The following is a 23,890-nucleotide window of genomic DNA, read 5'->3' as shown; positions in this document are numbered from 1 at the left end:
TCTTTTTTGATTGATCGCAGGGACCGCGCAAGCGGTTACCGCCACCCGGAGATTGAGTTGATGATGCACACCACCTTCCGCACGCCGGCACGCCGGCTGCTGAGCACCGCACTGGTCAGCTGCCTGATGCTGGCCGCCGCTCCGAACGTCATGGCGCAGTCGGCCAATGCCAGCTTGCGCGGCCAGGTATCCGGCGCCCAGGCCGGCGCCGAAGTGACCGCCACCAACGTCGCCACCGGCACCGTCCGTCGCGGCACCGTCCGCGCCGACGGCAGCTACTCGCTGATGGGCCTGGACCCAGGCACCTACGACGTGGTCGCCAATGGCCAGACCCAGAAGGTCACCGTCACCGTGGCCTCGACCGCCACCCTGAACTTCGCCGGCGCGGCCAGCAGTACCCCGGGTACGACCGCAGCCACCAACCTGGACACTGTCAACGTCGTCGCGCCGACCCTGCTGCAGGAAGTGCGCACGTCCGAAGTCGGCAAGACCGTCAGCCTGCAGCAGATCCAGACCACCCCGCAGGTCTCGCGCAACTTCCTGGAGTTCGCCGACGCGGTGCCGGGCATGATCTTCACCCGCGATGCCAAGGGCAACACCTCGCTGCGCGGCGGTGCCACCAACTCCGACGGCACCAACGTCTACATCGACGGTGTGGGCCAGAAGAGCTACGTCAAGGGCGGCGGCGTGGCCGGTCAGTCCGGCAGTGCCGGTAACCCGTTCCCGCAGCTGGCCATCGGCGAGTACAAGGTCATCACCGGCAACTACAAGGCCGAGTACGGCCAGGTGTCCAGTGCAGCGGTCACGGCCGCGACCAAGTCGGGTACCAACGAGTTCAAGGGTGAAACCTTCTACCGTTATACCAACGACAGCATGCGCGCGATGACCCCGGCCGAGCGTCAGCCGGGCAAGGGCAAGGAGGATTCGGCCGAGAAGGAATACGGCTTCGCCCTGGGCGGCCCGATCGTCAAGGACAAGGCCCACTTCTTCGTGACCTATGAAGCCAAGCGCTTCGATCTGCCGGTGACCATCGCACCGCATGGTGCGGTGACCAACAAGGCCAACCGCGTCCCGGCTGATGCCCAGGCCGGCCTGGGCCCGGCCAGCCAGCCGTTCCAGCAGGACCTGATCTTCGCCAAGGTCGACTTCGAGCCGACCGACAACGATCGCCTGGAACTGACCTTCCAGGACCGTGATGAAACCCAGCAGCAGTTCTCGGACCAGACCGCGCCGATGCACGGCAAGGAAACCAAGAACACTGACCGTCGTTACGCGCTGCGCTGGAACCACAGCGGTGAGCGTTACTACAACGAGCTGATGGTTACCCACGAGGACTCGTTCAACAATCCCAAGCCGCTGAGCATGGGCAACGGTTTCAACTACACCGCGCCGGACGGCAAGAGCGAGGAGCGCGCCATCGTCTCGATCGGTGGTTCCTCGGCAATGTCGTCGCAGGTGAAGGGCCAGAAGGGCTGGTCGATCGAAGACAACCTGACCCTGGATGGCATCGAGTGGGCGGGCGACCACACCATCAAGATGGGTGCCAAGTACAAGCAGATCGACCTGTACGCCTCCGATGCGGCGCAGATCAATCCGCAGTTCTACTACACCATCGACAACCCGACCTTCCCGGACAGCATCCCGTACAAGGCACAGTTCGTGAAGCCGGTCACCGGCGTGTCCGGCGTGTCTGGCGAAGTGCGCTCGAAGGTGAAGCAGATCGGTCTGTTCATCCAGGATGACTGGCAGGTCAACGACCATCTGCAGCTGAACCTCGGCCTGCGCTGGGACTACGAGAAGAACCCGTCCTATCTGGACTTCGTGACCCCGCCGGAAGTGGTCAATGCGCTGTTCGCGCAGGATCCGCGTGCCGCCGCTGGCCAGAGCTACGCCGACACGCTGGCGCTGAGCGGCCTGAACATCAACGATTACATCAGCAACGGCCACAACCGCAAGGCATTCAAGAATGCCTGGCAGCCGCGTCTGGGTTTCTCGTATGACATCAATGCCGACGAGCAGCACGTGATCCACGGCGGTGCCGGTCGTTCCTACGACCGCGACCTGTTCGACTACCTGCAGCTGGAAACCACCAAGCTGGCCCTGCCGCAGCCGACGATCTACTTCCGCAATCCGGCAACCGGTCAGTGCTTCCAGGGCAACGCCGCGTGCTATGACTGGAACCCGAATCTGCTCAACGGTATCGGCAACCTCCAGAGCCTGGTCGGTTCGACCAGCAATGCCGGCCTGGAAGTCGACCTGCTGAACAACAATCTGAAGGTCCCCTACGCTGACCAGTTCAGCCTGGGCATGAGCAATCAGATCGGCGACTGGCTGACCGACGCCACCATCTCGCGCACGCTCACCTATGACGGCTTCGCCTTCACCCTGGGTAATCGCTACCCGACCGGCAACTTCTTCGACGATCCGCGTCTGTGCGGTGGCACCGAAGCCGGTCTGGGCCAGGCGTGGAGCTGCAACGTGCCGGGCTTCGGCAGCCTGATCATCGGCCAGCAGGGCATCAAGACCCGTGCTACCCAGATCCTGTTGTCGGCGCAGAAGCCGTTCACCCAAGAAAGCGGCTGGGGCACCTCCATCGCCTATACCTGGACCACCGCCCGCCACAACCGTGACATCAACGAGCACTACGCGTTCGACCGTGGCGTGATCGGTGATTATCCGACCATCCGCTCCAACGGCGCGCCGCGTCACCGCCTGGTGGTGACCGGTTCGTATGCGGGCTTCTGGGGCATCACCTTCGGTGGCAAGATCACCCTGGCCACCCCGACCGCGATCAACGACTGGTACGGCGTGCCGCAGGCCAATGGCTTCGACCTGCCGACCCCGATGGCGGCGGTTCCGGGTGGCAACGGCAAGTTCCTGCTGGGTGGCAAGATCTTCGGTTATCGCTCGGTCGACCTGCAGGCGACGAAGACGTTCAAGATGCCGGGCGATACCGAGCTGTATGCGCGTATCGACATCATCAACGTGTTCAACTTCGACAATTTCTCGAACTACAACTACTACAAGAATGGCAAGTTGACCGCGAGCTACAACGAGACCGGCGACATCGTCGGTACGCCGCGCCAGATCAAGGCCGAAGTGGGCTTCCGCTTCTAAGCCCGGATGTAGATGCACGACCCGATGCCGCCGTTCCGCCGGCGGCATCGGCTGCTTGAAAACGGCAATGGCCGGCCCCGCGCCGGTCCATTGCCCATGCCGCTGCCGGCCAGGGGGCAGCGGCATGGGCAATGATCGCGGTGTCAAACCACGTTTTTCGTGGTTTTTTCAGAACGCATCTTGTAAACGATTTCAGATCATTGGACGGTATGCTTTCCCATCGATCAGACCACCGGAGAAATCGCGCCATGCAGGCACGCCATCTGTTGTCCGCCGCAGCGTTGAGCCTGGCCGTGGCCGCCTGCCAGCCGGCCCAGCAGGAGCCTGCCAAGCCGCGGCCGCCGGTGATCCTGATCGAGGCCGACGCACCGCCGCGGCCGATGAAGCCGGTGCTGCCGCCGTTGTTCGATGACATCGAGCGTCGTACCTTCCAGTTCTTCTGGGATACCACCAACGAGATCAATGGCCTGACCCCGGATCGCTATCCGTCGCGGCCGTTCGCCAGCATCGCCTCGGTCGGCTTCGCACTGACCGCGTACCCGATCGGCATCGAGAACGGCTGGGTCAGCCGCAACCAGGCGATCGACCGCACCCTGACCACGCTGAAGTTCTTCCGCGACGTGCCGATGGGCCCGCAGCGCACCGGCAAGGCCGGCTACAAGGGCTTCTACTACCACTTCCTGGACATGCAGGAAGGGCGTCGCTACGACAGCTGGGTTGAGCTGTCCTCGGTGGATACCGCGCTGCTGATGATGGGCGTGCTGTTCGCGCAGTCGTACTACGACGGCGACGATCCGCGTGAGAAGGAGATCCGCCAGATCGCCGACACGTTGTACAAGAAGGTCGACTGGCCGTGGCTGCAGCAGCGTGCACCGCTGATCTCGATGGGCTGGTTCCCCGAGAGCGGCTTCATCGACCACGACTGGATGGGCTACAACGAGGCGATGATGGTCTACATCCTTGCCCTGGGCTCGCCGACGCACCCGGTCAGCCCGGATGCGTGGACGGTGTGGACGCGTACCTATGACAACGACTGGGGCGTCTACCAGGGCCAGGAATACCTGTCCTTCGGCCCGCTGTTCGGCCACCAGTACAGCCACGTCTGGATCGACTTCCGCGATATCCAGGATGCGTACATGCGCGAGCGCGGCAGCACCTACTTCCTCAACAGCCGCTCGGCCGCACTGGCCCAGCGCGAGTACGCCATCGCCAACCCGATGCAGTGGAAGGAGTATGGCGAGAATGTGTGGGGCCTGACCGCCAGTGATGGACCACAGAACACCACCCAGGACTATCGCGGCGAGCAGCGCCAGTTCCGCCATTACTCCTCGCGCGGCGCCGGCCTGCGCGAGAACTTCGATGACGGCACCATCGCTCCCACCGCTGCGATCGCGTCGGTGGTGTTCGCGCCGGAGCAGGTGATTCCGGCCACGCTGGAGATGCACAAGCGCTTTGGCGATTACATCTACTCCAGCTACGGCTTCCTGGATTCATTCAACCCCAGCTTCAACTACGACATCCCGATCAAGACCGGCCGCCTGGTGCCGGATCGCGGCTGGGTCGCCAGCGATTACATCGCCATCGATCAGGGCCCGATCCTGACCATGATCGCCAACTACCGCGATGACTTCGTCTGGGAAGTCATGAAGAAGAACCCGTACATCCGCAAGGGCCTGGAACGGGCCGGGTTCAGTGGTGGCTGGCTGGCACCGGAAGGTTCGTTCCAGCCGCTGGAACTGCAGAAAGACGAAAAGGCCGCGGCGGCACGCGCGGTGGGTATCGCCGAATCACGCGCGGCTGCCGCGCAGGAACAGAAGAACAATGCCAACCGCACCACAGGCCAGGGCAAGTAACCCGATGCCGAACTGGATCGACCGCCTGCGCCGCTGGGCGCTGCCTGCCTTCGCCGCATTGGCCGTGGCCGGCTGTGCCCGTACCGATCCGGGCACCACCACCGTACGTTTCTGGGCGATGGGCCGCGAGGCGGAGGTGGTCAGCGAGCTGATCCATGAGTTCGAGGCCGAGAATCCGGGCATCAAGGTGGATGTGCAGAACATCCCGTGGACGGCCGCGCACGAGAAGCTGCTGACCGCGTTCGCCGCCGACGGCCTGCCGGACGTGTGCCAGCTGGGCAACACCTGGGTACCGGAGTTCGCCGAGCTTGATGCGCTGACGCCGCTGCAGCCGTTCGTGCAGCGCTCGGCCGTGGTCGACCCGAAGGACTACTTCCAAGGCATCTGGGATACCAATGTGATCCACGGCGAGCTGGTGGGCGTGCCGTGGTATGTCGATACGCGCCTGATCTTCTACCGCAAGGATCTGCTGGCCAAGGCCGGTTACGACCACCCGCCGCGCACGTGGCAGGAGTGGGACGAACAGATGGCGGCGATCAAGCGCATGCAGGGCCCGAACCGCTATGCGGTGCTGATGCCGATCAACGAGTTCGAGCAGCAGCTGTCGCTGGCGCTGCAGCAGCCCGATCCGCTGCTGCGCGACGATGACACGCGCGGCAATTTCGCCAGCCCGGGGTTCCGCCGCACGCTGGCCTTCTACGCCAACATGTTCGAGCAGGGCTGGGCGCCGAAGATGTCCGAGACGCAGATCTCCAACGTCTGGGACGAGTTTTTCCGTGGCTTCAATGTGTTCTACATCTCCGGCCCCTGGAACATCCGCGAGTTCAAGAAGCTGCAGCCCAAGGAGCTGGAAGGGCAGTGGGGCACGGCCGCGTTGCCGGGTCCGGACGGTCCGGGCGCCGGTATTGCCGGTGGCACCAGCCTGGTGATCTTCCGCAAGTCGCAGCAGAAGGAAGCCTCCTGGAGGCTGATCGAGTTCCTGTCGCGCCCGGAAATCCAGGCCCGCTTCCATTCCATCATCGGCGACCTGCCGCCGCGTCGCAGTACCTGGAACGCACCGTCGCTGGCCAATGATCCTCTGGCCGCTGCGTTCCGTGACCAGCTGGAGCGGGTCAAGCCGACGCCGAAGGTGCTTGAGTGGGAGCGCATCGTGCAGGAAATGCGCATCGTCACCGAGAAGGTGGTGCGTGGTGGCCTGGCGCAGGACAAGGCCGTGGAAGAGCTGGACCAGCGCGTGGACAAGGTGCTGACCAAGCGCCGCTGGATGCATGAACAACAACGCCTGCAGCAGCGCGTGCCGTCGCCGCAGTCCAGCAGTGCCGTGGCCGCCGGGAGCGCGCAATGAAACGTACTTCGCTTGCCGGCTGGATTTTCGCCGGCCCCTCGCTGATCGTGCTGGGCATGTTCTTCGGCCTGCCGGTCGCCTCGGCGCTGGCGCTGAGCGTGACCGACTTCGACCTCTATGCACTGGCTGACAGCAGCAACCTGCGGTTCGTCGGCCTCGGCAACTACATCGACCTGCTGCAGACGCCGATGTTCTGGAAGTCGCTGTGGAACACCACCTACTTCGTGTTGATCGGCGTGCCGTTGTCGATTGGCGTGTCGCTGGGTGCGGCGATGCTGCTGAATGCACCGGCCGCACGCTTCAAGGCGCTGTTCCGCACCGCCCTGTTCGCGCCGGTGGTGACCACGCTGGTGGCGGTGGCGGTGATCTGGCGCTACCTGTTCCATACCAGCTACGGCCTGGTGAACTACGGCCTGGGTCATCTGGGCATCAGCCCGATCGACTGGCTGGGCGATCCCAACTGGGCGATGCCGACCATCATGCTGTTCGCGGTGTGGAAGAACTTCGGCTACAACATGGTGATCTTCCTGGCCGGCCTGCAGGCCATCCCGCATGACCTGTACGAGGCGGCCCGTATCGACGGTGCTTCGCGCTGGAAGCAGTTCCTGCACATCACCCTGCCGATGCTCGGCCCGGTGCTGCTGGTGGTCGGCGTGATCACCGTGTCGGGCTACTTCCAGCTGTTCGCCGAACCGTACGTGATGACCCGCGGCGACCCACTGCAGAGCACCGTCAGCGTGCTGTATTTCATGTTCGAGGAAGGCTTCAAGTGGTGGAACCTGGGGCGCGCCTCCGCAGTGGCGTTCCTGCTGTTCCTGATCATCCTGGCGGTGACCACCGTGATGCTGCGTTTCGGCCGCAAGAGGCAGTTGGTATGAGTCGTGAAATCGGCCAGTCGCGCTGGTACCCGTGGTTGATCAATGGTGCGTTGCTGGTGCTGGCGCTGGTCAGCCTGGCGCCGCTGCTGTGGATGCTCTCGGTCTCGTTCATGCCGCAGGGCGAGGCGACCCACTTCCCGCCGCCGCTGCTGCCATCGAGCATCACCACGCGCAACTACCATGAGTTGTTCGCGCGCACCGGCATGGGCGGCAACTTCGCCAACAGCCTGCTGGTGTCGGTCGGTATCACGCTGGGTTCGCTGCTGCTCAACACGATGGCCGGCTATGCCTTCGCCAAGCTGAACTTCGTCGGCCGCGAGCGCCTGTTCCAGGTGCTGATGGCGGCGCTGGTGATTCCGGCGCAGGTGGCGATGCTGCCGCTGTTCCTGCTGATGAAGCAGCTGGGCCTGGTCAACAGCTTCGGCGGCGTGATCGTGCCGGCGCTGGCCAGCGTGTTCGGCATCTTCCTGGTGCGGCAGTACGCGCGTTCGATTCCGGACGAGCTGCTGGAAGCGGCCCGTATCGACGGGGCAGGGGAGCTGCGCATCTTCTTCCAGATCGTGCTGCCGATGCTCAAGCCCGTGCTGGTGACCCTGGCGATCTTCACCTTCATGGGTGCATGGAACGATTTCATGTGGCCGTTGATCGTGTTGACCGATCAGGAGCACTACACTTTGCCGGTGGCGCTGGCCACCCTCTCGCGCGAGCACATCATGGACGTGGAAATGATGATGGCCGGCGCGGTGGTCACCGTGGTCCCGGTGCTGGCGCTGTTCCTGGTGCTGCAGCGGTACTACATCCAAGGTCTGTTGCTGGGGAGCGTCAAGGGATGAAGCGAGCGATCGCCGTTGGACTGGGCCTGTTGTGGACCTCCCTGGCGATCGCCGCACCACCGGCGCTGCCGGCACCGAAGGTGCTGGACGACTTCGACGACATCGCCGCCTGGAAGCTGGTGCTGTCCGACCAGGTCAGCGGTTCGCTGCGGCCGGTCAGCGGCGCCGGTGGTGGCCGCGCGTTGTGCCTGGACTATGACTTCCACGATGTCTCCGGCTACGTCGGCATCCGTCGCGCGCTGAACATCGAATACCCGGTCAATTACCGCTTCGGTTTCCAGCTGCGCGGTGATTCGCCGGGCAACGACCTGCAGTTCAAGCTGATCGATACCAGTGGCGACAACGTCTGGTGGGTCAACCGGCCCGGCTACAGCTTCCCCAGGGCGTGGACGCCGGTCGAGTACCGCCGCCGCCAGATCGACAAGGCGTGGGGTCCCTCGCCCGAGAAGGAGATGGCACGCAGTGCTGCGGTCGAGTTCACGATCTACAGCAAGGTCGGCGGCCGCGGCACGGTGTGCTTCGACAAGCTGACCCTGCAGGGCCTGCCAGCTCAGGATGATTCGGCGCTGGTGCCATCGGTGATTGCCGATACCGCCACCGCGCTGCAGGACCGCATGATCGACGGCAAGAGCGATACGTTCTGGATCAGTGGTGGCGTCAAGCAGCAGACCATCAGCCTGGACCTGCACAAGAGCCGCGAGATCGGCGGTGCGGTGATCGACTGGCTGCCGAATCTTGAAGCCCGCCGCTATACCGTGCGCACTTCCGAGGATGGCCGTGACTGGCGTACCGTGCGTGAAGTGACCAGTGGTGCCGGTGGCCGCGACTGGCTGGCGCTGCCGGACACCGATGCGCGCTACGTGCGCTTCGATCTGCAGGACGGGCCGAACTGGCGCTATGGCATCCGTGACATCACGCTCAAGCCGCTGGCCTTTGCCGCCACCCCGAACGCTTTCCTCTCCTCGGTCGCCGCCGACCTGCCACGCGGCTCGCTGCCACGTGCCTATGTGGGTGAGCAGCCGTACTGGACCCTGCTCGGCCTCGATGGCGGCCAGGAACAGGCGCTGATCAGCGAGGACGGCGCACTGGAGCCGGCCAAGGGCAGCTTCAGCATCGAACCGTTCATCCGCCTCGATGGCAAGCTGCTGGACTGGTCGAAGGTGGCGATCACCCAGTCGCTGCAGGATCATTACCTGCCGATCGCCAACGTCGATTGGGTGCATGAAAAGGTTGGCCTGGCGGTGACCGGCTTCGTGCAGGGCACGCCGGAGCGCGCGCAGCTGATCGGCCGCTACCGGCTGAGCAATCCGGATAAGGTCGCACACGAATACACCCTGGCACTGGCGATCCGTCCGTGGCAGGTCAATCCGCCCACGCAGTTCCTCAACACCGTCGGTGGCTTCAGCCGCATCGATGCACTGGATGTCGGCGAGCAGCTGGTGCGGGTCAACGGCGAGCCGCGCCTCTATCCGCTGCAGGTGCCGGACGCGCGCTTTGCCAGTACGTTCGATGGCAAGCTTGATGCGATGCACCTGGCGGACGGCAAGTACCCGGCTGAGACCGCGGTGAAGGACAGCACCGGCATGGCGTCGGGCGCGTTGATCTATACGATCAAGCTCGAGCCTGGCCAGAGCCGCGAGGTGGCGGTGGTGCTGCCACAGACCGGTGGCTGGGCGCCGCAGGCGCTGGACGTGGCCAAGGCGCAGGCGCAGGTGGCCGAACAATGGCGCAAGAAGCTGGGCGTGGTCTCGCTGCAGGTGCCCGCTGCAGGCCAACCGCTGGTCGACACCCTGCGCACGGCGGTCGCGCACATGCTGATCTCGCGGGTCGGGCCGCGGCTGCAGCCGGGCACGCGTTCGTATGCGCGCAGCTGGATCCGAGATGGCGCGATGATTTCCGAGGGCCTGCTGCGCATGGGCCGCAGCGATGCGGTGCGTGACTACATCAACTGGTATGCGCCGTACCAGTTCGAGAACGGCAAGGTGCCGTGCTGCGTCGATGCGCGCGGCAGTGATCCGGTGCCGGAGAACGACAGCCATGGCGAGCTGATCTACAGCATCGCCGAGTACGGGCGTTACACCGGCGACAGCACCTTCACCGAGCTGATGTGGCCGCACGTGCAGGGCGCTTACAGCTACATGGAGCAGCTGCGCGCCAGCGAGCGCACCGAAGAGAACCGCGCGCGCAACCCGGCGTTCTACGGGATGATGCCGGCCTCGATCAGCCACGAAGGCTATTCGGCCAAGCCGATGCACTCGTACTGGGACAACTTCTGGGCGTTGCGCGGCTACAAGGACGCGGCGCTGCTGGCGACCCAGCTGGGCAAGGTCGAGGCGATGCAGATTGCCGAATCGCGCGACCAGTTCAGGGATGACCTGCAGGCCTCGCTGTTGTCGGCGATGCAGCAGCACAGCATCGACTACCTGCCGGGCTCGGCCGAGCTGGGCGATTTCGATGCGACCTCGACCACGATCGCACTGGCGCCTGGCGGCGAGCAGGGCCGACTGCCGCAGCAGGCCCTGGAGGCGACCTTCGAACGCTACTGGAACGAGTTCGTCGCGCGGCGCGATGGCAAGCGCGAGTGGAAGGACTACACCCCGTACGAATGGCGCAACGTGGCCGCGTTCGTGCGCCTGGGCTGGCGCGACCGCGCCTGGCAGGCCACCGAATTCTTCTTCAAGGACCGCGCACCGCAGGCCTGGAACCAGTGGGCCGAAGTGGTCTCGCGCACGCCGCGCAAGCCGTTCTTCGTCGGTGACCTGCCGCATGCCTGGGTGGCCTCGGACTTCGTGCGCTCGGCCTTGGACATGTTCGCCTACAACCGTGACATGGACGATGCGCTGGTGCTGGCCGCCGGCGTACCGAGCGCGTGGCTGCAGGGTGAGGGTGTCGCGGTGCAGGGCCTGCGTACGCCACAGGGCCAGCTCAATTACCGCCTGCAGCGCAGCGACAAGCAGCTGGTGCTGGAGGTGCTGCCGGGCCTGGTGCCGCCGGTGGGGGGCGTGGTGCTGCCATGGCCGTACGCGGGTGATCCGGGCGAGGTGACGGTCAACGGCGAAGCCGCCGAGTGGATCAACAAGGAACTGCACGTGCACCAGCTGCCGGCGCGGATCGAGATCGAAGTGCCGAGCGCGGTGCGCCGCGCCGAGCGCAAGGGACAGTAACGATGAAGCAGCAGGGGGCGAGGGTGCGCACATCGGTGCGTGCCCTGGGGCTGGCCATTGCATTGACATTGCCGGGCGTGTTGATGGCGGCCGAACCGGCTGCCACGACCGCGGCGCCCGACGTTGCCAGCGCGCCGGGCATGAGCATGGTCACCTTCAACCTGCATCATGACCGCGAAGACTGGCCGAGCCGGCGCCGCACCATTCTGGCCGAACTCAAGCGCCTGCAGCCGGATGCGGTTGCCCTGCAGGAGGTGATCCAGCGCCGCAACGTGCGCAACCAGGCGCAATGGCTGGCCAGCCAACTCGGCTACAGGTACGTGTTCGTGTCCACCGATCCGGTTGGGGCGCCCAAGCGCTACGGCAATGCGCTGCTGACGCGGCGGCCGATCCTCGCCCAGGGGGATCATCTGCTGCAGCCGTTGGACGACTACCGCACGGTTGCTCACCTGCGCATCGACGTCGATGGCACGCCGGTGAACGTCTATGCCACGCACCTCAACGAGCGCAGTGACGAGAGCGGGCAGCGCATCCGCCGCAGCCAGGTCGAGGACCTGCTGCGCTTCATCACTGCAACGTCGGCCGGTGCTCCGGTGGTGATCGCCGGCGACTTCAATGCGCTGGTGGATGCTGGTGACCTGAGCGAGCTGCGCAGCCACTACGGCGACAGCTACGGCAGCGTGCATGTCAACACTGACCTGGCCGAGGTCAGTACATTGAACCGGCACTACTACCAGGCACCCTCGCGGATCGACCACATCTTCTTCCAGCAGGACGAGATGGTCGCGCGTGAGGCCAAGCTCCTGTTCGACCAGCCCGATGACAGCGGTCGCTGGGCCTCGGACCACTACGGCGTGTGGACCCGTCTGCAGTTCGCACCGAAACCCTGACGGAGCACGCTTCGGTAGGTGCCAACCTTGGTTGGCACGGACGTGTCCGCGTCCGCTCCAACAACGGCGCCGACCAAGGTCGGCCTCTTCCAGAGCGCTGCACGCGCCCGAGGCACAAACAAAAACGGCGGGGATCATTGATCCCCGCCGTTTCGTTTTCATGCGATCAAAGAGCGATCAGTTCGCCGGCGGGGTGCGCTTGGCAGTCTCTTCGTCTTCTTCGCCGGCCTTGGCTTCTGCAGCCTGGGCTGCAGCGTCGGCATGGCCATCGGCGACCGGGTCGATCAACGGCGTCACCACCGCTTCGGCGACCGGGGCAGCGGCTTCGATCGGCGCGGCTTCCACCGCCACCGGAGCGACCGGCTGTTCGGCGGCTACGACGGGTTCGACGACCGGCTTGGCTTCAACCACCGGCGCAGCCTCAACGGCCTCCGGATTGGCTTCAACCATCGGAGTGGCTTCAACGATCTCCGGCTTGGCTTCAACCACCGGCGCAGCTTCGACCGCCGCCGGCTTCGCTTCGATCACCGGAGCGGCTTCAGCCACCGGGGCTGCTTCAACCGCGACCGGCTGTGCTTCGGTCACCGGCGCAATGACTTCGATCACCGGCGCGGCAGCGGCTACCGGCTGGGCCGGGGTCGCGGCGTCGATGGCATCGAGCATGCTGGTCTGCACCGGCGAGGACACCGCTTCGGTCTTCGCAGCAGCTTCGACCGGGGCCTGCACTTCAGCCACGACCGGGGCGGCGGCTTCGACCACGGCGCTGCTCACCACGGCAACCGGTGCGGCGGCAACGGCGGCGGCAGCACGGACCGGCTTCGCGGCGTCGGCAACGACCGGCTCGACTTCGTCATCGAAGTCGAACTCCGGCTGCGAACGGGCCGGCTGCGCAACAGCGACCGGCGCAGTGCCGGCAGTACTGTCGACGTTCGGCTCGGCGCCGTCGGCGTCATCACTGTCATCACCCTCGTCCTGGTCATCACCCAGAGCGTCGCTGCCGGCGGCGTTCTCGGTGCCACCGCGACGACGACGACGGCCACCACGACGGCCACGGCGACGGCGGGTCGCGCCTTCGCCTGCCTGCTCGCCATTGGCGTCGGTTGCGGCCTCTTCACCGGCAACCGGAACCACCTCGGCCTCGTTGGCACCGGTCTCGACCGCTACTGCGGCGTCCACCGGAGCGGCGGCCACCGGGGCGACCGGTGCAGTGGCTTCCTGTGCGGTCACCCCATTGGCGGCGGCGGCCGTGGCGGCCACGGCTGCTGCCGCGGTCACGGCGTCGACCGGTGCATCGGCGGCACCGCGCTGCGGCTTCTCGGTCGGCTTGTCACCGTCCTGCTGCTGCGGACGCGGCTGCTTGGGCTGCTTGAGCTTCGGCTGCTGCTGGTTCTGGTTCTGGCCCTGCTGCTCGTTGCGCGGCTTGTTCTGCTGCTGCGGCTGCTGCTGGCCATCCTTCTGCTGCGGCTCCTTCTGCTTGCCCTGCTGCGGCTGCGACTGGGCATTGCCGTTGTTGCCGTTGCGGCCATCCTTGCGCTGCTCACCGCGGTCCTTGCGGTTGCCGCCGTCCTTCTGCTGCTGCGCGTTGCCGTTGCCACGATTGTCGTCGCGACGGTCCTTGCGGTCCTTGTTGCGATCCTTGTTGCGGTCCTTGCGGCCGCCGTCCTGCTGCTGGCGTGCAGCCGGGGCTGCCGGCGCCGGCGCCGGGGCCGGTTCGCCACCGAACACGCGCTTGAGCCAACCGATCACGCCGCCGCTCGGGGCCGGCGCCACCGGCGCTGCCACGACCGGGGCCGGGGCAGTTGCGGCCGGCTCCACTTCCTCGCGCACCGGGGCGGGGGAGGTGTGCTTGACCTGGGTCACCGCCGGCGGCGGGATGTTCAGCTGGCCCTTGGTCAGCGCGTGCACCGGCAACTTGCGCGGGGTGCCGCGCTGGTAGCTGGGCTTGTTGCTCTCTTCACCCAGCTCGTTCTCGCGCAGGCGGGTGACGGTGTAGTGCGGGGTGTGCAGCTGCTCGTCGGCGACGATCACGATCGGCGCCTCGTGGCGCTGCTCGATCTCGCGCAGGGCGCTGCGCTTTTCGTTCAACAGGTAGTTGGCGATCTCCACCGGGGCCTGGACCAGCACCTGCCCGGTGTTTTCCTTCATCGCATGTTCTTCGGCGACGCGGATGATCGACAGCGACAGCGACTCGACGCTGCGCATGCGGCCGTGGCCGTCGCAACGCGGGCAGACGATCTGGCTGGACTCGCCCAGGCTCGGGCGCAGGCGCTGGCGGCTCATTTCCAGCAGGCCGAAGCGCGAGATGCGGCCGACCTGAACGCGCGCGCGGTCGTACTTCAGTGCGTTGGCGAGGCGGTTCTCGACTTCGCGCTGGTGCTTGTTGGAGGCCATGTCGATGAAGTCGATCACCACCAGGCCGCCCAGGTCACGCAGGCGCAGCTGGCGGGCCACTTCTTCGGCCGCTTCCAGGTTGGTCTGGAACGCGGTGTCCTCGATGTCGCTGCCCTTGGTGGCGCGCGAGGAGTTCACGTCGACGGCGGTCAACGCTTCGGTCTGGTCGACCACGATCGAGCCGCCCGACGGCAGGCGCACGTTGCGCTCGTAGGCGCCTTCGATCTGCGATTCGATCTGGAAGCGGTTGAACAGCGGGATGTCGTCCTTGTAATGCTTGAGCTTGCGCAGGGTCTGCGGCATCACCTGCTGCATGAACTCGCGGGCGTGCTCGTACATCTCCTCGGTGTCCACCAGGATCTCGCCGATGTCGGCGCGCAGGTAGTCACGCAGGGCGCGCACGATCAGGCGCGATTCCTGGTAGATCAGGAACGGGGCCGGCTTGCTCAGCGCGGCTTCGGCGATGGCACGCCAGACGTTGAGCAGGTAGTCCAGATCCCACTGCAGCTCTTCCGCATCGCGGCCGACGCCGGCGGTACGGATGATCACGCCCATGTCGTCGGGGATGTTCAGCTTGTCCAGGGCGTCCTTCAGGGCGGCACGGTCTTCGCCTTCGATGCGACGGGACACGCCGCCGGCGCTGGGCGAGTTCGGCATCAGCACCATGTAGCGGCCGGCCAGCGAGATGAACGTGGTCAGGGCAGCGCCCTTGTTGCCACGCTCTTCCTTGTCGACCTGGACGACGATCTCCTGGCCTTCCTTCAGCAGTTCGCGGATGCCGGCCTTGTTGTGGTCGACACCGGCCTGGAAGTAGTCGCGGGAGATTTCCTTCAGCGGCAGGAAGCCATGGCGGCCACCACCGTACTCGACGAAGGCCGCTTCCAGCGAGGGCTCGATGCGGAAGATCCGGCCCTTGTAGATGTTGGACTTCTTCTGTTCCTTCGACGGCTGTTCGATGTCGATGTCATACAACGACTGGCCATCCACGATGGCAACACGCAGCTCTTCAGCCTGCGTGGCGTTGATCAGCATTCGCTTCATTGTTGCGTTCCTCGCAAGCGGCTACCGCGCGGAACGCCATGGGGTTTCGCCTCTGGACACGGTTCGCCGCCCATTCGCGCAAGCGCGGGGAGGGCGGCTTGGGTTTCCAGCGCTACGACACCACGGCAGGCCGCGGGAGCGCTTCACTCTTATGGGTTTTGGGGTGTTACAGGCCGCAGGCAGCTGTCAGCCAGGCTGGAGCGCCACGCGGGACATGTTCAGCACGGTTGCGTGTCAGGCATCCGGCGATGGCCGGGAAGGCCGGTGAGCCGCTAACATGGCCGCCCCGCGGGCGGTGGTCGCGCACTGTGCCGGATTCGTCGGAAGCTGGGCTTCTGGCCCTGAGTAACTTCCAACGAAATCAATCCCTTATCTCGCCCCCCGAGTGTAACAGAATAAACAGCCTGATGACCGCCCAAGACCCGACCAAACCCGCTGGCGACAAGCCTTCCGTGCGCATGATCACCGTTCCCGCCGACCGCGCCGGCCAGCGCCTGGACAACTTCCTGCTCGGCCAGCTGAAGGGCGCCCCGCGCAGCCTGGTCTACAAGCTGGTACGCAGCGGCCAGGTGCGGGTGAACGGCGGCCGTGCCAAGGCCGAACGCAAGCTGGAGGCGGGCGATGAGGTGCGCGTGCCGCCGGTTCGTCTCAGTGAAGAAGGAGACAAGGCCGGCCCGCCGGAGGCGTTCATGCGCCGCCTGGAGCAGGCCATCGTCTTCGAGGACGCCCGCCTGCTGGCCCTGAACAAGCCCACCGGCGTGGCCAGCCACGGCGGCAGCGGCATCAGCTTCGGCGCTATCGAGACCCTGCGCGCGCTGCGCCCGGGGCAGACCCTGGAACTGGTCCACCGGCTGGATCGCGACACCTCAGGCCTGCTGATCGTGGCCAAGAAGCGCTCGGCGCTGAGCGAACTGCAGGCCCTGTTGCGTGAAGACCACGGCGCTGGCATCCGCAAACGCTACCTGACGCTGCTGACCGGGCGCATGCCCGATGGCGTGATGACGGTCGACGCGCCGCTGCACGTGGGCCTGCGCCAGGGCGGCGAGCGCCATGTGCAGGTCAATGCGATCGGCAAGGAATCGATCAGCCACTTCCGGGTACTGGAACGTCGTGGCGGCCATTCATACTGCGAGGTGCGCATCGAGACCGGCCGCACCCACCAGATCCGCGTGCATGCCCAGCATCTGGGGCATCCAGTGGCCGGTGACGACAAATACGGCGATCCGGCGGTCAACAAGCGGCTTCGTGAGCAGATCGGCCTGAAACGCCTGTTCCTGCACGCGGCTTCGCTGGAGTTCGCGCTGGACGACGGCAAGACCCCGTATGTGCTCAATGCGCCGCTGGCCGATGAGCTGGCCGAGGCGCTGGACCGCCTGAAGTAAGGAACCCTTGTAGAGTCGGGCCATGCTCGACTGGCGTTCCGCGCGAGCCGACCGGAGAGCAGTCGAGCGTGGCTCGACTCTACAGGGCGAGCCGGGAGTCCCTCACCACTTGAACAGCACCAGGCTGATCGCCAGCGTGCCCATGCCGGCCACCAGCCCGTACACCGTTTCGTGGCCCTTGGCATAACGCTTGGCTGCCGGCAGCAACTCATCCAGCGCAAGGAACACCATCACGCCGGCGATCAGTCCGAACACCCAGCCAAACGTGGCGTGCGACAACGATCCTGACAGCAGCCAGTAGCCCAGCGCCGCGCCCACCGGTTCGGCCAGGCCGGACAGCAGGCTGGCACTGAACGCATAGAACTTGTTCTGGGTGGCGAAGTACACCGGCACCGCGATCGCGATGCCCTCGGGAATGTTGTGGATGGCGATGGCGAAGGCCAGTGGCATGCCCACCGATGGGCTTTCCAGCGTGGCAAAGAAGGTTGCCAGCCCTTCCGGGAAATTGTGCGCGGTGATCGCGACCGAGGTCAGCAGCGCGACCCGTTTCAGGTATTCGCGGCTGTTCTCGCGGAACGCGGGGTCCTGCTTGTCCAGGCTGTCGTGCGGGTTGGGAATGAAGTGGTCGATCAGCACGATCACGATCACGCCCAGCAGGAAGGCCAGGGTGCCGTAGGTGAAGCCGGTGCGCTCGCCATAGGCCAGTGCGAACGAAGCAATGGACTTGTTGAGGATCTCCGACAGCGACACATAGACCATCGCGCCGCCAGCGAAGGCCAGGCCGAACGCCAGCAGGCGCGGGTTGGGGCGCCGTGAGAACAGCACCAGCAGGCTGCCGATGGCGGTGGCGAGGCCGGCCGCAAGAGTGACCGCCAGTGCGATCCAGATGTTTTCGGGAGGAATCTGCAACATGTACCGACGCGGTCCTGGTCAATAGACAACCGCCCCGGGCAAGGCCGGGGCGGCGAGGGCGAGGCGGGCGTCGGCTGGCCTCGTCGGGGCGCGGGCGATCAGCCGCCGCGGCGCAGGCGTTCTTCGATGGCGAAGCACTGGTCCGGCTTCGGCTGCGGCGGGTTGAAGCTGACCGGTACCTGGATGGTGGCCGGCACTGCAGCGCCGTTGCGGGTGGCAGCCTTGAACTGCCAGCCCTGCACGGCGGTCCTGGCCAGTTCGTCCAGCTGCGGGTTGCCGGCCCCGGTCAACAGCGCGACCTCGCTCGGCTTGCCGTCGGCGCCGATGGTCACCTTGAAGGTGCTGGTGCCGCCCACGCCCATGCAGGCCAGCTCAAGCGGGTACTGCGGCGGCGGCGTCTTCACCGCGGCCACTTCGGTCGGCGGCGGCGGTGGCGGTGCCGGTGGTTCGGACGGGCCACAGCCGGCCAGGCCGGTCGCAGCGATCAGGGACAGGCTCAGCAAACGTACGTTCATGGCAGTTGCTCCGTCAGGGCCGAAGTCTTTGCCGCGCAGATGAAGTCGTTCTCGCTCAGGCCGCCCACATCGTGGGTGGAGAAGCGCACGACCGCGCGGTCGTAGTGCACGCCAAGGTCCGGATGGTGGTCCTCGTGATGGGCGATCCAGGCCAGCGCGTTCACGAAGGCCATGGTGGCGTAGTAATCCTTGAAGCGGAAGGTGCGCGTCAGGGCCTGCCCGCCCTCGCTCAGCTCCCAGCCGGGAACCTGCGGCAGCAGTTCGGCCAGGCGGGCCTCGCCAAGCTTGTGGTCGCTGCCTTTGCGCGGCACGCAACGGGCCTGGGCCAGTGGAATCAGGTCGGCCATGGGAATCTCCACCTCGTGTTGACTGAACAATGCGCCGGACGGTGTATAAACCGAATGAGCGGCTGACGCTTACTTGGCTAGAATAGCCTGATGATCCAGATCTCCGACACTGCCCAGACCCATTTCCGCAAGCTGATCGAACGCGAGGGCGTGCCCGGCATGGGCGTGCGCCTGAGCGCGGTCGACCCCGGTACCCCGCGCGCCGATGCCCGGCTGGAATTCGCCGAACCGACCGACCTGCTCGGTGACGAGTGGGCGGTGGACTGCGATGGCTTCACCCTCTACGTCGATGCGAGCAGCGTCGGCTGGCTCGACGGTGCCGAGATCGACATCGTCGCCGGCACCGCCGGTACCCAGCAGCTGACCATCAAGGCACCGCGCATCAAGGGCGAGGCCCCCGGTGATGCCGCGTCGCTGGTCGAGCGCGTGCACTGGGTGGTGGAGAACGAAGTCAATCCGCAGCTGGCCTCGCACGGCGGCAAGGTGGCCGTGCAGGAAGTTTCGGCCGACGGCGTGGTGCTGCTGCGCTTCGGTGGTGGCTGCCAGGGCTGTGGCATGGCCGACGTGACGCTCAAGCAGGGTATCGAGAAGACCCTGATGGGCCGCGTGCCGGGCGTGACCGCCGTGCGCGACGCGACCGACCACGACAGCGGCCACGCGCCGTACATCCCGCGCGGCAACGTCGCCTGATCGCTGACGCGTGCCTCTGACCCGGGCCGAGCAACTCATCGAACTGCTGCTGGCCCGCCAGCAGCCACGCGCCGTCCTCGAGAAGTCCACGCGCCTGCCCTATGGCTGGGCGCTGTGGCTGCGCTCGCTGGGCCCGCTGCCGCGGCCCTTCCACGCCCGCGAAGTGATTGCAGTATTGCTGCCGCGCCCGCTGCCTGGACCGCCGGGTCAATCGCCCCGGCTGTCACCGTGGCAGTCGCTGCGCCGGTTGTTCTGGCAGGACTGGGACGCTGCGCCGCGCGATCAGCGCTGGATGCGCTGGACCTCGGCGTTTGCCAGCGCGCTGCTGCACCTGCTGTTCTTCATGCTGCTGCTGTGGGTTGCGGTGATCCGCACCACGGCACCGGAAGCAGAGGGCGCCGAAGGCGAGCGTGTGCAGGTGGAATTCGTCGGTCGCGCCAGCCAGGAAGGTGGTGGCGATCAGCCGGGTGCCGAAGCGGCTGCGGCTGCACCGGCGGGTCAGGTTGCCGCCGGCCAGGAAGCAGGGGCAGCGACGGCACCTGAGCCGCGTCCTGCGGCCGCGTCGGCGCCTGCGCCCGCACCGGCTCCGGCACCGACAGCCAGCGTGCCGTCGCCGCCGGCCGAAGCCGAGCCGGCCCCGCTTGCGGCCCCGCCACCCTCGCCGGTGCAGGCCACCGAAGTAGCGCAGGCCAGTACGGATTTCGTGGTACCGCCGGTCAGCGTGCCGCGCACCGAGGTCAGCATCGTGCCGCGCGACACCACGCCCACAGTGCGCGAGCGCAGCGTGCAGCCGGTGCAGGCGCCGCCAACCCCAACCGCACTGCGTGCGCCGGAGATAGCGGTGCGGGCGCCGCAGCTGCGTGACATACAGGTGCAGGAGCGCGAGGTCAGTACGGTCGATGCACCGGCGGTGTCGCAGCCGCTGCGCACGGCCGATGTGCAGGTGCGCGTGCCGCAGCGCGACGTGCAGGTGCGCGAGCGTGAAGTGCAGGCGGTGGTCGATCCGCAGGTGCGGGTGGCAACCGTTGCCGGTCGTGATCCGGCGGTGCGTGCGCCGGCGGGTCGTGACGTACAGGTGCGCGAGCGCGAAGTAGCCTCGGCACCGGCCGCAGCCCCTTCGTCTTCCAGTGGCAATGCACCCGCGGCAACACCCGCGCCGGCAGCCAATGGCAGCGCGACGCAGGCGAGCAGCAGCACTGCGCGGCCTGCTGCATCCAGCACGACCCCGGCTCAGGCAGGTGCGCGCCCGGCCCCCAATCCGGGCAACTGGGCCACGCCCCCCAAGGGTGATGACTGGGGTGCATCGAGCCGCAACCATGACGGCGCCGACAAGGGCGCCCGCCAGGCCAGCACCACCGGCAAGGGCAGTGGCCTGTTCAATGCCGATGGCAGCGTGCGTGTGCCGGGCCAGGAAGGCGAGGGTCGTGCCGAGCGCGGTGCGCCCGGTGGCGCCAACGATGGCTGGAGCAAGGAACGCATCGCGCAATCGGGCACCTGGTTGAAGCGACCGCCTTACGACTACACGCCCACTTCGTTCGACAAGTACTGGGTCCCGCAGGAATCGCTGCTGGCCGAGTGGGTGCGCAAGGGGGTCAAGGCAATGGAGATTCCGTTGCCGGGTACCAGTACGAGGATCTCCTGCGTGATCTCGATCCTGCAGGCCGGTGGTGGCTGCGGCCTGACCAATCCGAACATGCAGGACCAGCCGGCCGTGGCACGGCCGCCGCCGGACATCCCGTTCAAGAAGGAACTGCAGGAAGATAACGGGAGCCGCTAGCCAAGACGGGCGCGCCACACGCTGGCCGGCTCGCGCTTTGGTAGGTGCCAACCTTGGTTGGCACAGAGGCGCCGACCAAGGTCGGCCTCTACCGAGGCATCAGCGCATGCCGACCAAGGTCGGCATCCACCAGGGCAGTGACCTCACGCGCTCTGCGAGAGGAACACCCAGAACGGCACGTCGCGGCCGACCCAGTCGCGGCTGGCTTCGTCCATCACGTCCAGCAGGGTGTCAAAGTCCTTCTGCGTGGAGGCGCGCAACGTGTCCACGTCGGCCAGGAACAGCGCGTAACCGTTGGCCGGCAGCCACTGCAGGTCGCGCAGGTTGTCCGACAGCGCATCCCAGTTGCCGCCGAAGCCGGTCGGGAAATCCAGTTGCGCGGCCAGCCGGGCGAGCAGGGTGCGCTTGTCGCCCACGCCTTCCAGATCGATGCGGATCACCTTCAGCCCGGCATCGCGCATCGCTGCGGCCAGTGCGCCGATGTCGTCGCTGTCGATGGCGTAGACGCCAGCATTGTTGATGTCATGCAGGCCGAGGCCGAAATCATCGTGGCTCATCACTGCGCTCCCTGGGCCGGTACGGTGAAGCTGCGGAACGATTCGTAGTGGTCGTCGGTGTAGTACCACGCCTCCGGCGGATCGCCGCCGGTGACGATGCGGCGCGTGCCACGGGTGCGGGCGCCGGGGGTATCGACGGTGTATTCGCGGTAGTAGCCGCGCGGGCGCTGCGGCAGCTGCTGCTCGCGGTTGCCGAACGTGCTGCCGTCCTGGCGGTGCGGGAACGGGCCGCCACGCTGGATCAGGGCGATGGTCTGCCGGGCTTCAGCGGGCAGGAACGCGGGAAGTCCGCTGTTCTTGCCGGGCGAGGCGGTGGCCGGCGCGCGCGCGGCAGGCGCACCCTGCAGGTCCGGCGCGAACTGCGGCGCCGGCGGGCGCTGCATGAAATGGTTGACGACCAGGCCGAGCAGCAGCAGGGCGATGGCGGTGATCAGCAGCCGGGGGTTGCGCATGGGCAAGGAGCGGGCGAGGGCGGTGCAGGCACTGTAGCGCCTGTGCGCTGCACGGTGCATGAGGATGGCATCGCGTCACTGCTGCGTAACAATTGCCGTCGTGCTCACTGGCAGGACGCAATTTCCTTTACATCCCCCTTGGTAATCTGGCGGTCTGTCCCCATCATTCACCGCGCAACGCCCGACACCGTCGGGTGCCCTCGCAATCAGGAGATGCATCATGGCCTATACCCTGCCCAAGCTGTCCTACGCCTACGACGCGCTGGAACCGCATATCGATGCGGCGACGATGGAAATCCATCACACCAAGCATCACCAGACCTACATCAACAACGTCAACGCGGCGCTGGAAGGCACCGAGTACGCTGACCTGCCGGTCGAGGAACTGGTGAAGAAGCTCAAGTCGCTGCCGGAGAACCTGCAGGGTCCGGTGCGCAACAACGGTGGCGGCCATGCCAACCACTCGCTGTTCTGGACCGTGATGGCTCCGAATGCTGGCGGCAACCCGGTGGGCGACGTGGCCAAGGCCATCGACAAGGACCTGGGCGGCTTCGACAAGTTCAAGGACGCCTTCACCAAGGCTGCGCTGACCCGTTTCGGCAGCGGTTGGGCCTGGCTGAGCGTAACCCCGGACAAGAAGGTCGTGGTCGAGAGCACCGGTAACCAGGACAGCCCGCTGATGGAAGGCAACACCCCCATCCTCGGCCTGGACGTGTGGGAACACGCGTACTACCTGAAGTACCAGAACCGCCGTCCGGAATATATCGGCGCGTTCTTCAACGTCATCGACTGGAACGAGGTCGAGCGCCGTTACCAGGAAGCGATCGCCTGATCGCGGTGATGGGATGAACGGAGAAGGCCGGGGAAACCCCGGCCTTTTCTGTTGCAGGAGTCATTCGGTAGTGGCGGTATCACCCTGCAGGCGCAGGGTGGCCATCACGCCCAGGCGCAGGCCGGGCAGGTCGCCGTCGGCCGGCAGCAGGATCGGCTGCTGGCGGATGCCGCCGAAGTGCTTGACCTGGAACAGCACATCCAGGCCATGACCGCTGCTGCCGCCACCACTGGCCGCAGGCGCCTCGACGCGACCGCCGGGATTGCGCCGGGCGGGCTGGAACCCCGGGGTGCTGCGCACGAGCTCGACGGTGGTTGCCGAGAAATCGCCGGCGATCAGGCTGGGCATGCCCTCGGCGGTGGCGCCGATCCAGGTCATCAGGTCGCTGGTCTGATGCTGGCGGGCGGTGGCCTCGTCCGGGTCCGGGCGCAGCCGTGCCACATAGATGTTGACCAGTGCCTCGCCCAGCTTCAGCCGCATCATGCCGGCGGCGCTGAAGATGCCGGGTGGGTGCAGCAGGGTCACGCCATCCTCGCTGACCGGCAGCCGGGTCAGCATCGCGTTGCCATGCCGCAACGGCTGGCTGGGCGGATCGGCGGTAACGAAGTCGCAGCTGTAGCGCAGCCGGGTGGCGAGCCAGCAGGCCGGGTTGCGGCCCTGCTGCTGCAGCACCTGCTGCACCGAGATCACGTCCGGTTGCAGGTCGGTCAGCAACTGTGCGACCTGTTCGCGGCGCAACTTCCATTGCGCATCATCGCGGCTGGGCAGCTCCAGCGCGGCCACGGTCAGCTGGCGGGGCTCGCTTTCGCTGGCCGTTGTGGCCGGTGCCTGCGGCCGCGCCTGCGCCTGCAACGCCATCAGCAGCACCAGGCAACTGAGCAGGAGACGGGCGGGGGCGAGGGGGCGCATAACGA

Annotated in this window: 18 protein-coding genes; 11 read left to right on the top strand and 7 right to left on the bottom strand. The window is 66.3% G+C overall.

Annotated elements, in window-relative coordinates:
* Positions 1-60 precede the first annotated feature (60 nt).
* The 7 genes from M1L61_RS15010 to M1L61_RS14980 all read left to right on the top strand — a co-directional run bounded on the left by M1L61_RS15010 (position 61) and on the right by M1L61_RS14980 (position 12,080).
* Complete coding sequence (locus tag M1L61_RS15010; RefSeq protein WP_043401509.1) at positions 61-3,117, top strand: TonB-dependent receptor; 3,057 nt, start codon at positions 61-63, stop codon at positions 3,115-3,117.
* Between the two features lie 248 nt (positions 3,118-3,365).
* Positions 3,366-4,970 carry a glucoamylase family protein gene (locus M1L61_RS15005; protein ID WP_010486724.1) on the top strand — a complete coding sequence of 535 codons (1,605 nt, stop codon included), beginning with the start codon at positions 3,366-3,368 and terminating at the stop codon, positions 4,968-4,970.
* 4 nt (positions 4,971-4,974) lie between these two features.
* Positions 4,975-6,315 (top strand): sugar ABC transporter substrate-binding protein, encoded by a 1,341-nt coding sequence (locus M1L61_RS15000; RefSeq protein ID WP_071306021.1) that lies wholly within the window; start codon positions 4,975-4,977, stop codon positions 6,313-6,315.
* A complete protein-coding gene (locus M1L61_RS14995; RefSeq protein ID WP_006378065.1) occupies positions 6,312-7,193 on the top strand; it encodes a sugar ABC transporter permease in 882 nt (293 codons plus the stop codon). The genes M1L61_RS15000 and M1L61_RS14995 overlap by 4 nt, the downstream gene beginning before the upstream one ends.
* On the top strand, positions 7,190-8,026 hold the full coding sequence (locus M1L61_RS14990) for a carbohydrate ABC transporter permease (RefSeq protein WP_006378064.1): 837 nt from the start codon (positions 7,190-7,192) through the stop codon (positions 8,024-8,026). Before M1L61_RS14995 ends, M1L61_RS14990 begins: the two co-directional genes overlap by 4 nt.
* Complete coding sequence (locus M1L61_RS14985) at positions 8,023-11,190, top strand: discoidin domain-containing protein (protein ID WP_248853725.1); 3,168 nt, start codon at positions 8,023-8,025, stop codon at positions 11,188-11,190. The genes M1L61_RS14990 and M1L61_RS14985 overlap by 4 nt, the downstream gene beginning before the upstream one ends.
* Positions 11,191-11,192: 2 nt before the next feature.
* Entirely contained in the window at positions 11,193-12,080 is an 888-nt protein-coding gene (locus tag M1L61_RS14980; RefSeq protein ID WP_049408973.1) for an endonuclease/exonuclease/phosphatase family protein, read from the top strand.
* A gap of 177 nt (positions 12,081-12,257) precedes the next feature.
* Here the strand turns inward: M1L61_RS14980 and rne are convergent, their stop codons facing one another.
* On the bottom strand, positions 12,258-15,512 hold the full coding sequence (gene rne / locus M1L61_RS14975; RefSeq protein WP_248853724.1) for a ribonuclease E: 3,255 nt from the start codon (positions 15,510-15,512) through the stop codon (positions 12,258-12,260).
* Between the two features lie 407 nt (positions 15,513-15,919).
* Between rne and M1L61_RS14970 the strand changes: the two genes are divergently transcribed.
* Positions 15,920-16,894 carry an RluA family pseudouridine synthase gene (locus tag M1L61_RS14970; protein WP_043401530.1) on the top strand — a complete coding sequence of 325 codons (975 nt, stop codon included), beginning with the start codon at positions 15,920-15,922 and terminating at the stop codon, positions 16,892-16,894.
* A 102-nt stretch (positions 16,895-16,996) separates the two neighbouring features.
* Here M1L61_RS14970 and zupT read toward each other — a convergent pair whose 3' ends face one another.
* The 3 genes from zupT to M1L61_RS14955 all read right to left on the bottom strand — a co-directional run bounded on the left by zupT (position 16,997) and on the right by M1L61_RS14955 (position 18,668).
* Positions 16,997-17,806, bottom strand: a complete 810-nt coding sequence (zupT, locus tag M1L61_RS14965) for a zinc transporter ZupT (RefSeq protein WP_010486740.1) — start codon at positions 17,804-17,806, stop codon at positions 16,997-16,999.
* Positions 17,807-17,904: 98 nt separating this feature from the next.
* Positions 17,905-18,321, bottom strand: a complete 417-nt coding sequence (locus M1L61_RS14960; RefSeq protein WP_010486743.1) for an energy transducer TonB — start codon at positions 18,319-18,321, stop codon at positions 17,905-17,907.
* Positions 18,318-18,668 carry a 4a-hydroxytetrahydrobiopterin dehydratase gene (locus M1L61_RS14955; protein WP_005417612.1) on the bottom strand — a complete coding sequence of 117 codons (351 nt, stop codon included), beginning with the start codon at positions 18,666-18,668 and terminating at the stop codon, positions 18,318-18,320. The genes M1L61_RS14960 and M1L61_RS14955 overlap by 4 nt, the downstream gene beginning before the upstream one ends.
* 90 nt (positions 18,669-18,758) lie before the next feature.
* Between M1L61_RS14955 and M1L61_RS14950 the strand changes: the two genes are divergently transcribed.
* A complete protein-coding gene (locus M1L61_RS14950) occupies positions 18,759-19,358 on the top strand; it encodes an NfuA family Fe-S biogenesis protein (RefSeq protein WP_010486746.1) in 600 nt (199 codons plus the stop codon).
* Between the two features lie 10 nt (positions 19,359-19,368).
* The gene (locus M1L61_RS14945) at positions 19,369-21,135 is read left to right on the top strand and encodes a hypothetical protein (RefSeq protein ID WP_248853723.1); all 1,767 of its coding nucleotides are present in this window, start codon (positions 19,369-19,371) and stop codon (positions 21,133-21,135) included.
* A gap of 143 nt (positions 21,136-21,278) precedes the next feature.
* On the opposite strand, the gene M1L61_RS14940 is transcribed toward M1L61_RS14945, so the two are convergent.
* Together M1L61_RS14940 and M1L61_RS14935 are read right to left on the bottom strand one after the other, a co-directional pair.
* Positions 21,279-21,692, bottom strand: a complete 414-nt coding sequence (locus M1L61_RS14940) for a barstar family protein (RefSeq protein ID WP_010486750.1) — start codon at positions 21,690-21,692, stop codon at positions 21,279-21,281.
* Positions 21,692-22,144: a ribonuclease domain-containing protein gene (locus tag M1L61_RS14935; RefSeq protein ID WP_029380094.1), complete on the bottom strand. Its 453-nt coding sequence runs from the start codon at positions 22,142-22,144 to the stop codon at positions 21,692-21,694. Before M1L61_RS14935 ends, M1L61_RS14940 begins: the two co-directional genes overlap by 1 nt.
* Before the next feature lie 220 nt (positions 22,145-22,364).
* Here M1L61_RS14935 and M1L61_RS14930 point away from each other — a divergent pair, with 220 nt between their 5' ends.
* The gene (locus M1L61_RS14930; protein ID WP_005410310.1) at positions 22,365-22,976 is read left to right on the top strand and encodes a superoxide dismutase; all 612 of its coding nucleotides are present in this window, start codon (positions 22,365-22,367) and stop codon (positions 22,974-22,976) included.
* 60 nt (positions 22,977-23,036) lie between these two features.
* Here the strand turns inward: M1L61_RS14930 and M1L61_RS14925 are convergent, their stop codons facing one another.
* Positions 23,037-23,885 (bottom strand): endonuclease/exonuclease/phosphatase family protein, encoded by an 849-nt coding sequence (locus M1L61_RS14925; RefSeq protein ID WP_029380095.1) that lies wholly within the window; start codon positions 23,883-23,885, stop codon positions 23,037-23,039.
* Positions 23,886-23,890 lie beyond the last annotated feature (5 nt).

Origin of the sequence: Stenotrophomonas sp. NY11291 (assembly GCF_023277365.1) — a bacterium.
In the GTDB taxonomy this organism is placed as follows: Bacteria; Pseudomonadota; Gammaproteobacteria; order Xanthomonadales; family Xanthomonadaceae; genus Stenotrophomonas; species Stenotrophomonas geniculata.
Note: the sequence above shows the minus strand (reverse complement) of the source record. Positions and strands in the feature narration are given on the sequence as shown.

Bases quoted from the DNA above. Each gene is read 5' to 3' on its own strand.
- M1L61_RS14925 (WP_029380095.1), bottom strand. From the start codon at position 23,885: ATGCGCCCCCTCGCCCCCGCCCGTCTCCTGCTCAGTTGCCTGGTGCTG.
- rne (WP_248853724.1), bottom strand. From the start codon at position 15,512: ATGAAGCGAATGCTGATCAACGCCACGCAGGCTGAAGAGCTGCGTGTT.
- M1L61_RS15000 (WP_071306021.1), top strand. From the start codon at position 4,975: ATGCCGAACTGGATCGACCGCCTGCGCCGCTGGGCGCTGCCTGCCTTC.
- M1L61_RS14940 (WP_010486750.1), bottom strand. From the start codon at position 21,692: ATGAGCCACGATGATTTCGGCCTCGGCCTGCATGACATCAACAATGCT.
- M1L61_RS15010 (WP_043401509.1), top strand. From the start codon at position 61: ATGATGCACACCACCTTCCGCACGCCGGCACGCCGGCTGCTGAGCACC.
- M1L61_RS14995 (WP_006378065.1), top strand. From the start codon at position 6,312: ATGAAACGTACTTCGCTTGCCGGCTGGATTTTCGCCGGCCCCTCGCTG.
- M1L61_RS14960 (WP_010486743.1), bottom strand. From the start codon at position 18,321: ATGAACGTACGTTTGCTGAGCCTGTCCCTGATCGCTGCGACCGGCCTG.
- zupT (WP_010486740.1), bottom strand. From the start codon at position 17,806: ATGTTGCAGATTCCTCCCGAAAACATCTGGATCGCACTGGCGGTCACT.
- M1L61_RS14970 (WP_043401530.1), top strand. From the start codon at position 15,920: ATGACCGCCCAAGACCCGACCAAACCCGCTGGCGACAAGCCTTCCGTG.
- M1L61_RS14950 (WP_010486746.1), top strand. From the start codon at position 18,759: ATGATCCAGATCTCCGACACTGCCCAGACCCATTTCCGCAAGCTGATC.
- M1L61_RS14990 (WP_006378064.1), top strand. From the start codon at position 7,190: ATGAGTCGTGAAATCGGCCAGTCGCGCTGGTACCCGTGGTTGATCAAT.
- M1L61_RS14985 (WP_248853725.1), top strand. From the start codon at position 8,023: ATGAAGCGAGCGATCGCCGTTGGACTGGGCCTGTTGTGGACCTCCCTG.
- M1L61_RS15005 (WP_010486724.1), top strand. From the start codon at position 3,366: ATGCAGGCACGCCATCTGTTGTCCGCCGCAGCGTTGAGCCTGGCCGTG.
- M1L61_RS14930 (WP_005410310.1), top strand. From the start codon at position 22,365: ATGGCCTATACCCTGCCCAAGCTGTCCTACGCCTACGACGCGCTGGAA.
- M1L61_RS14955 (WP_005417612.1), bottom strand. From the start codon at position 18,668: ATGGCCGACCTGATTCCACTGGCCCAGGCCCGTTGCGTGCCGCGCAAA.
- M1L61_RS14980 (WP_049408973.1), top strand. From the start codon at position 11,193: ATGAAGCAGCAGGGGGCGAGGGTGCGCACATCGGTGCGTGCCCTGGGG.
- M1L61_RS14935 (WP_029380094.1), bottom strand. From the start codon at position 22,144: ATGCGCAACCCCCGGCTGCTGATCACCGCCATCGCCCTGCTGCTGCTC.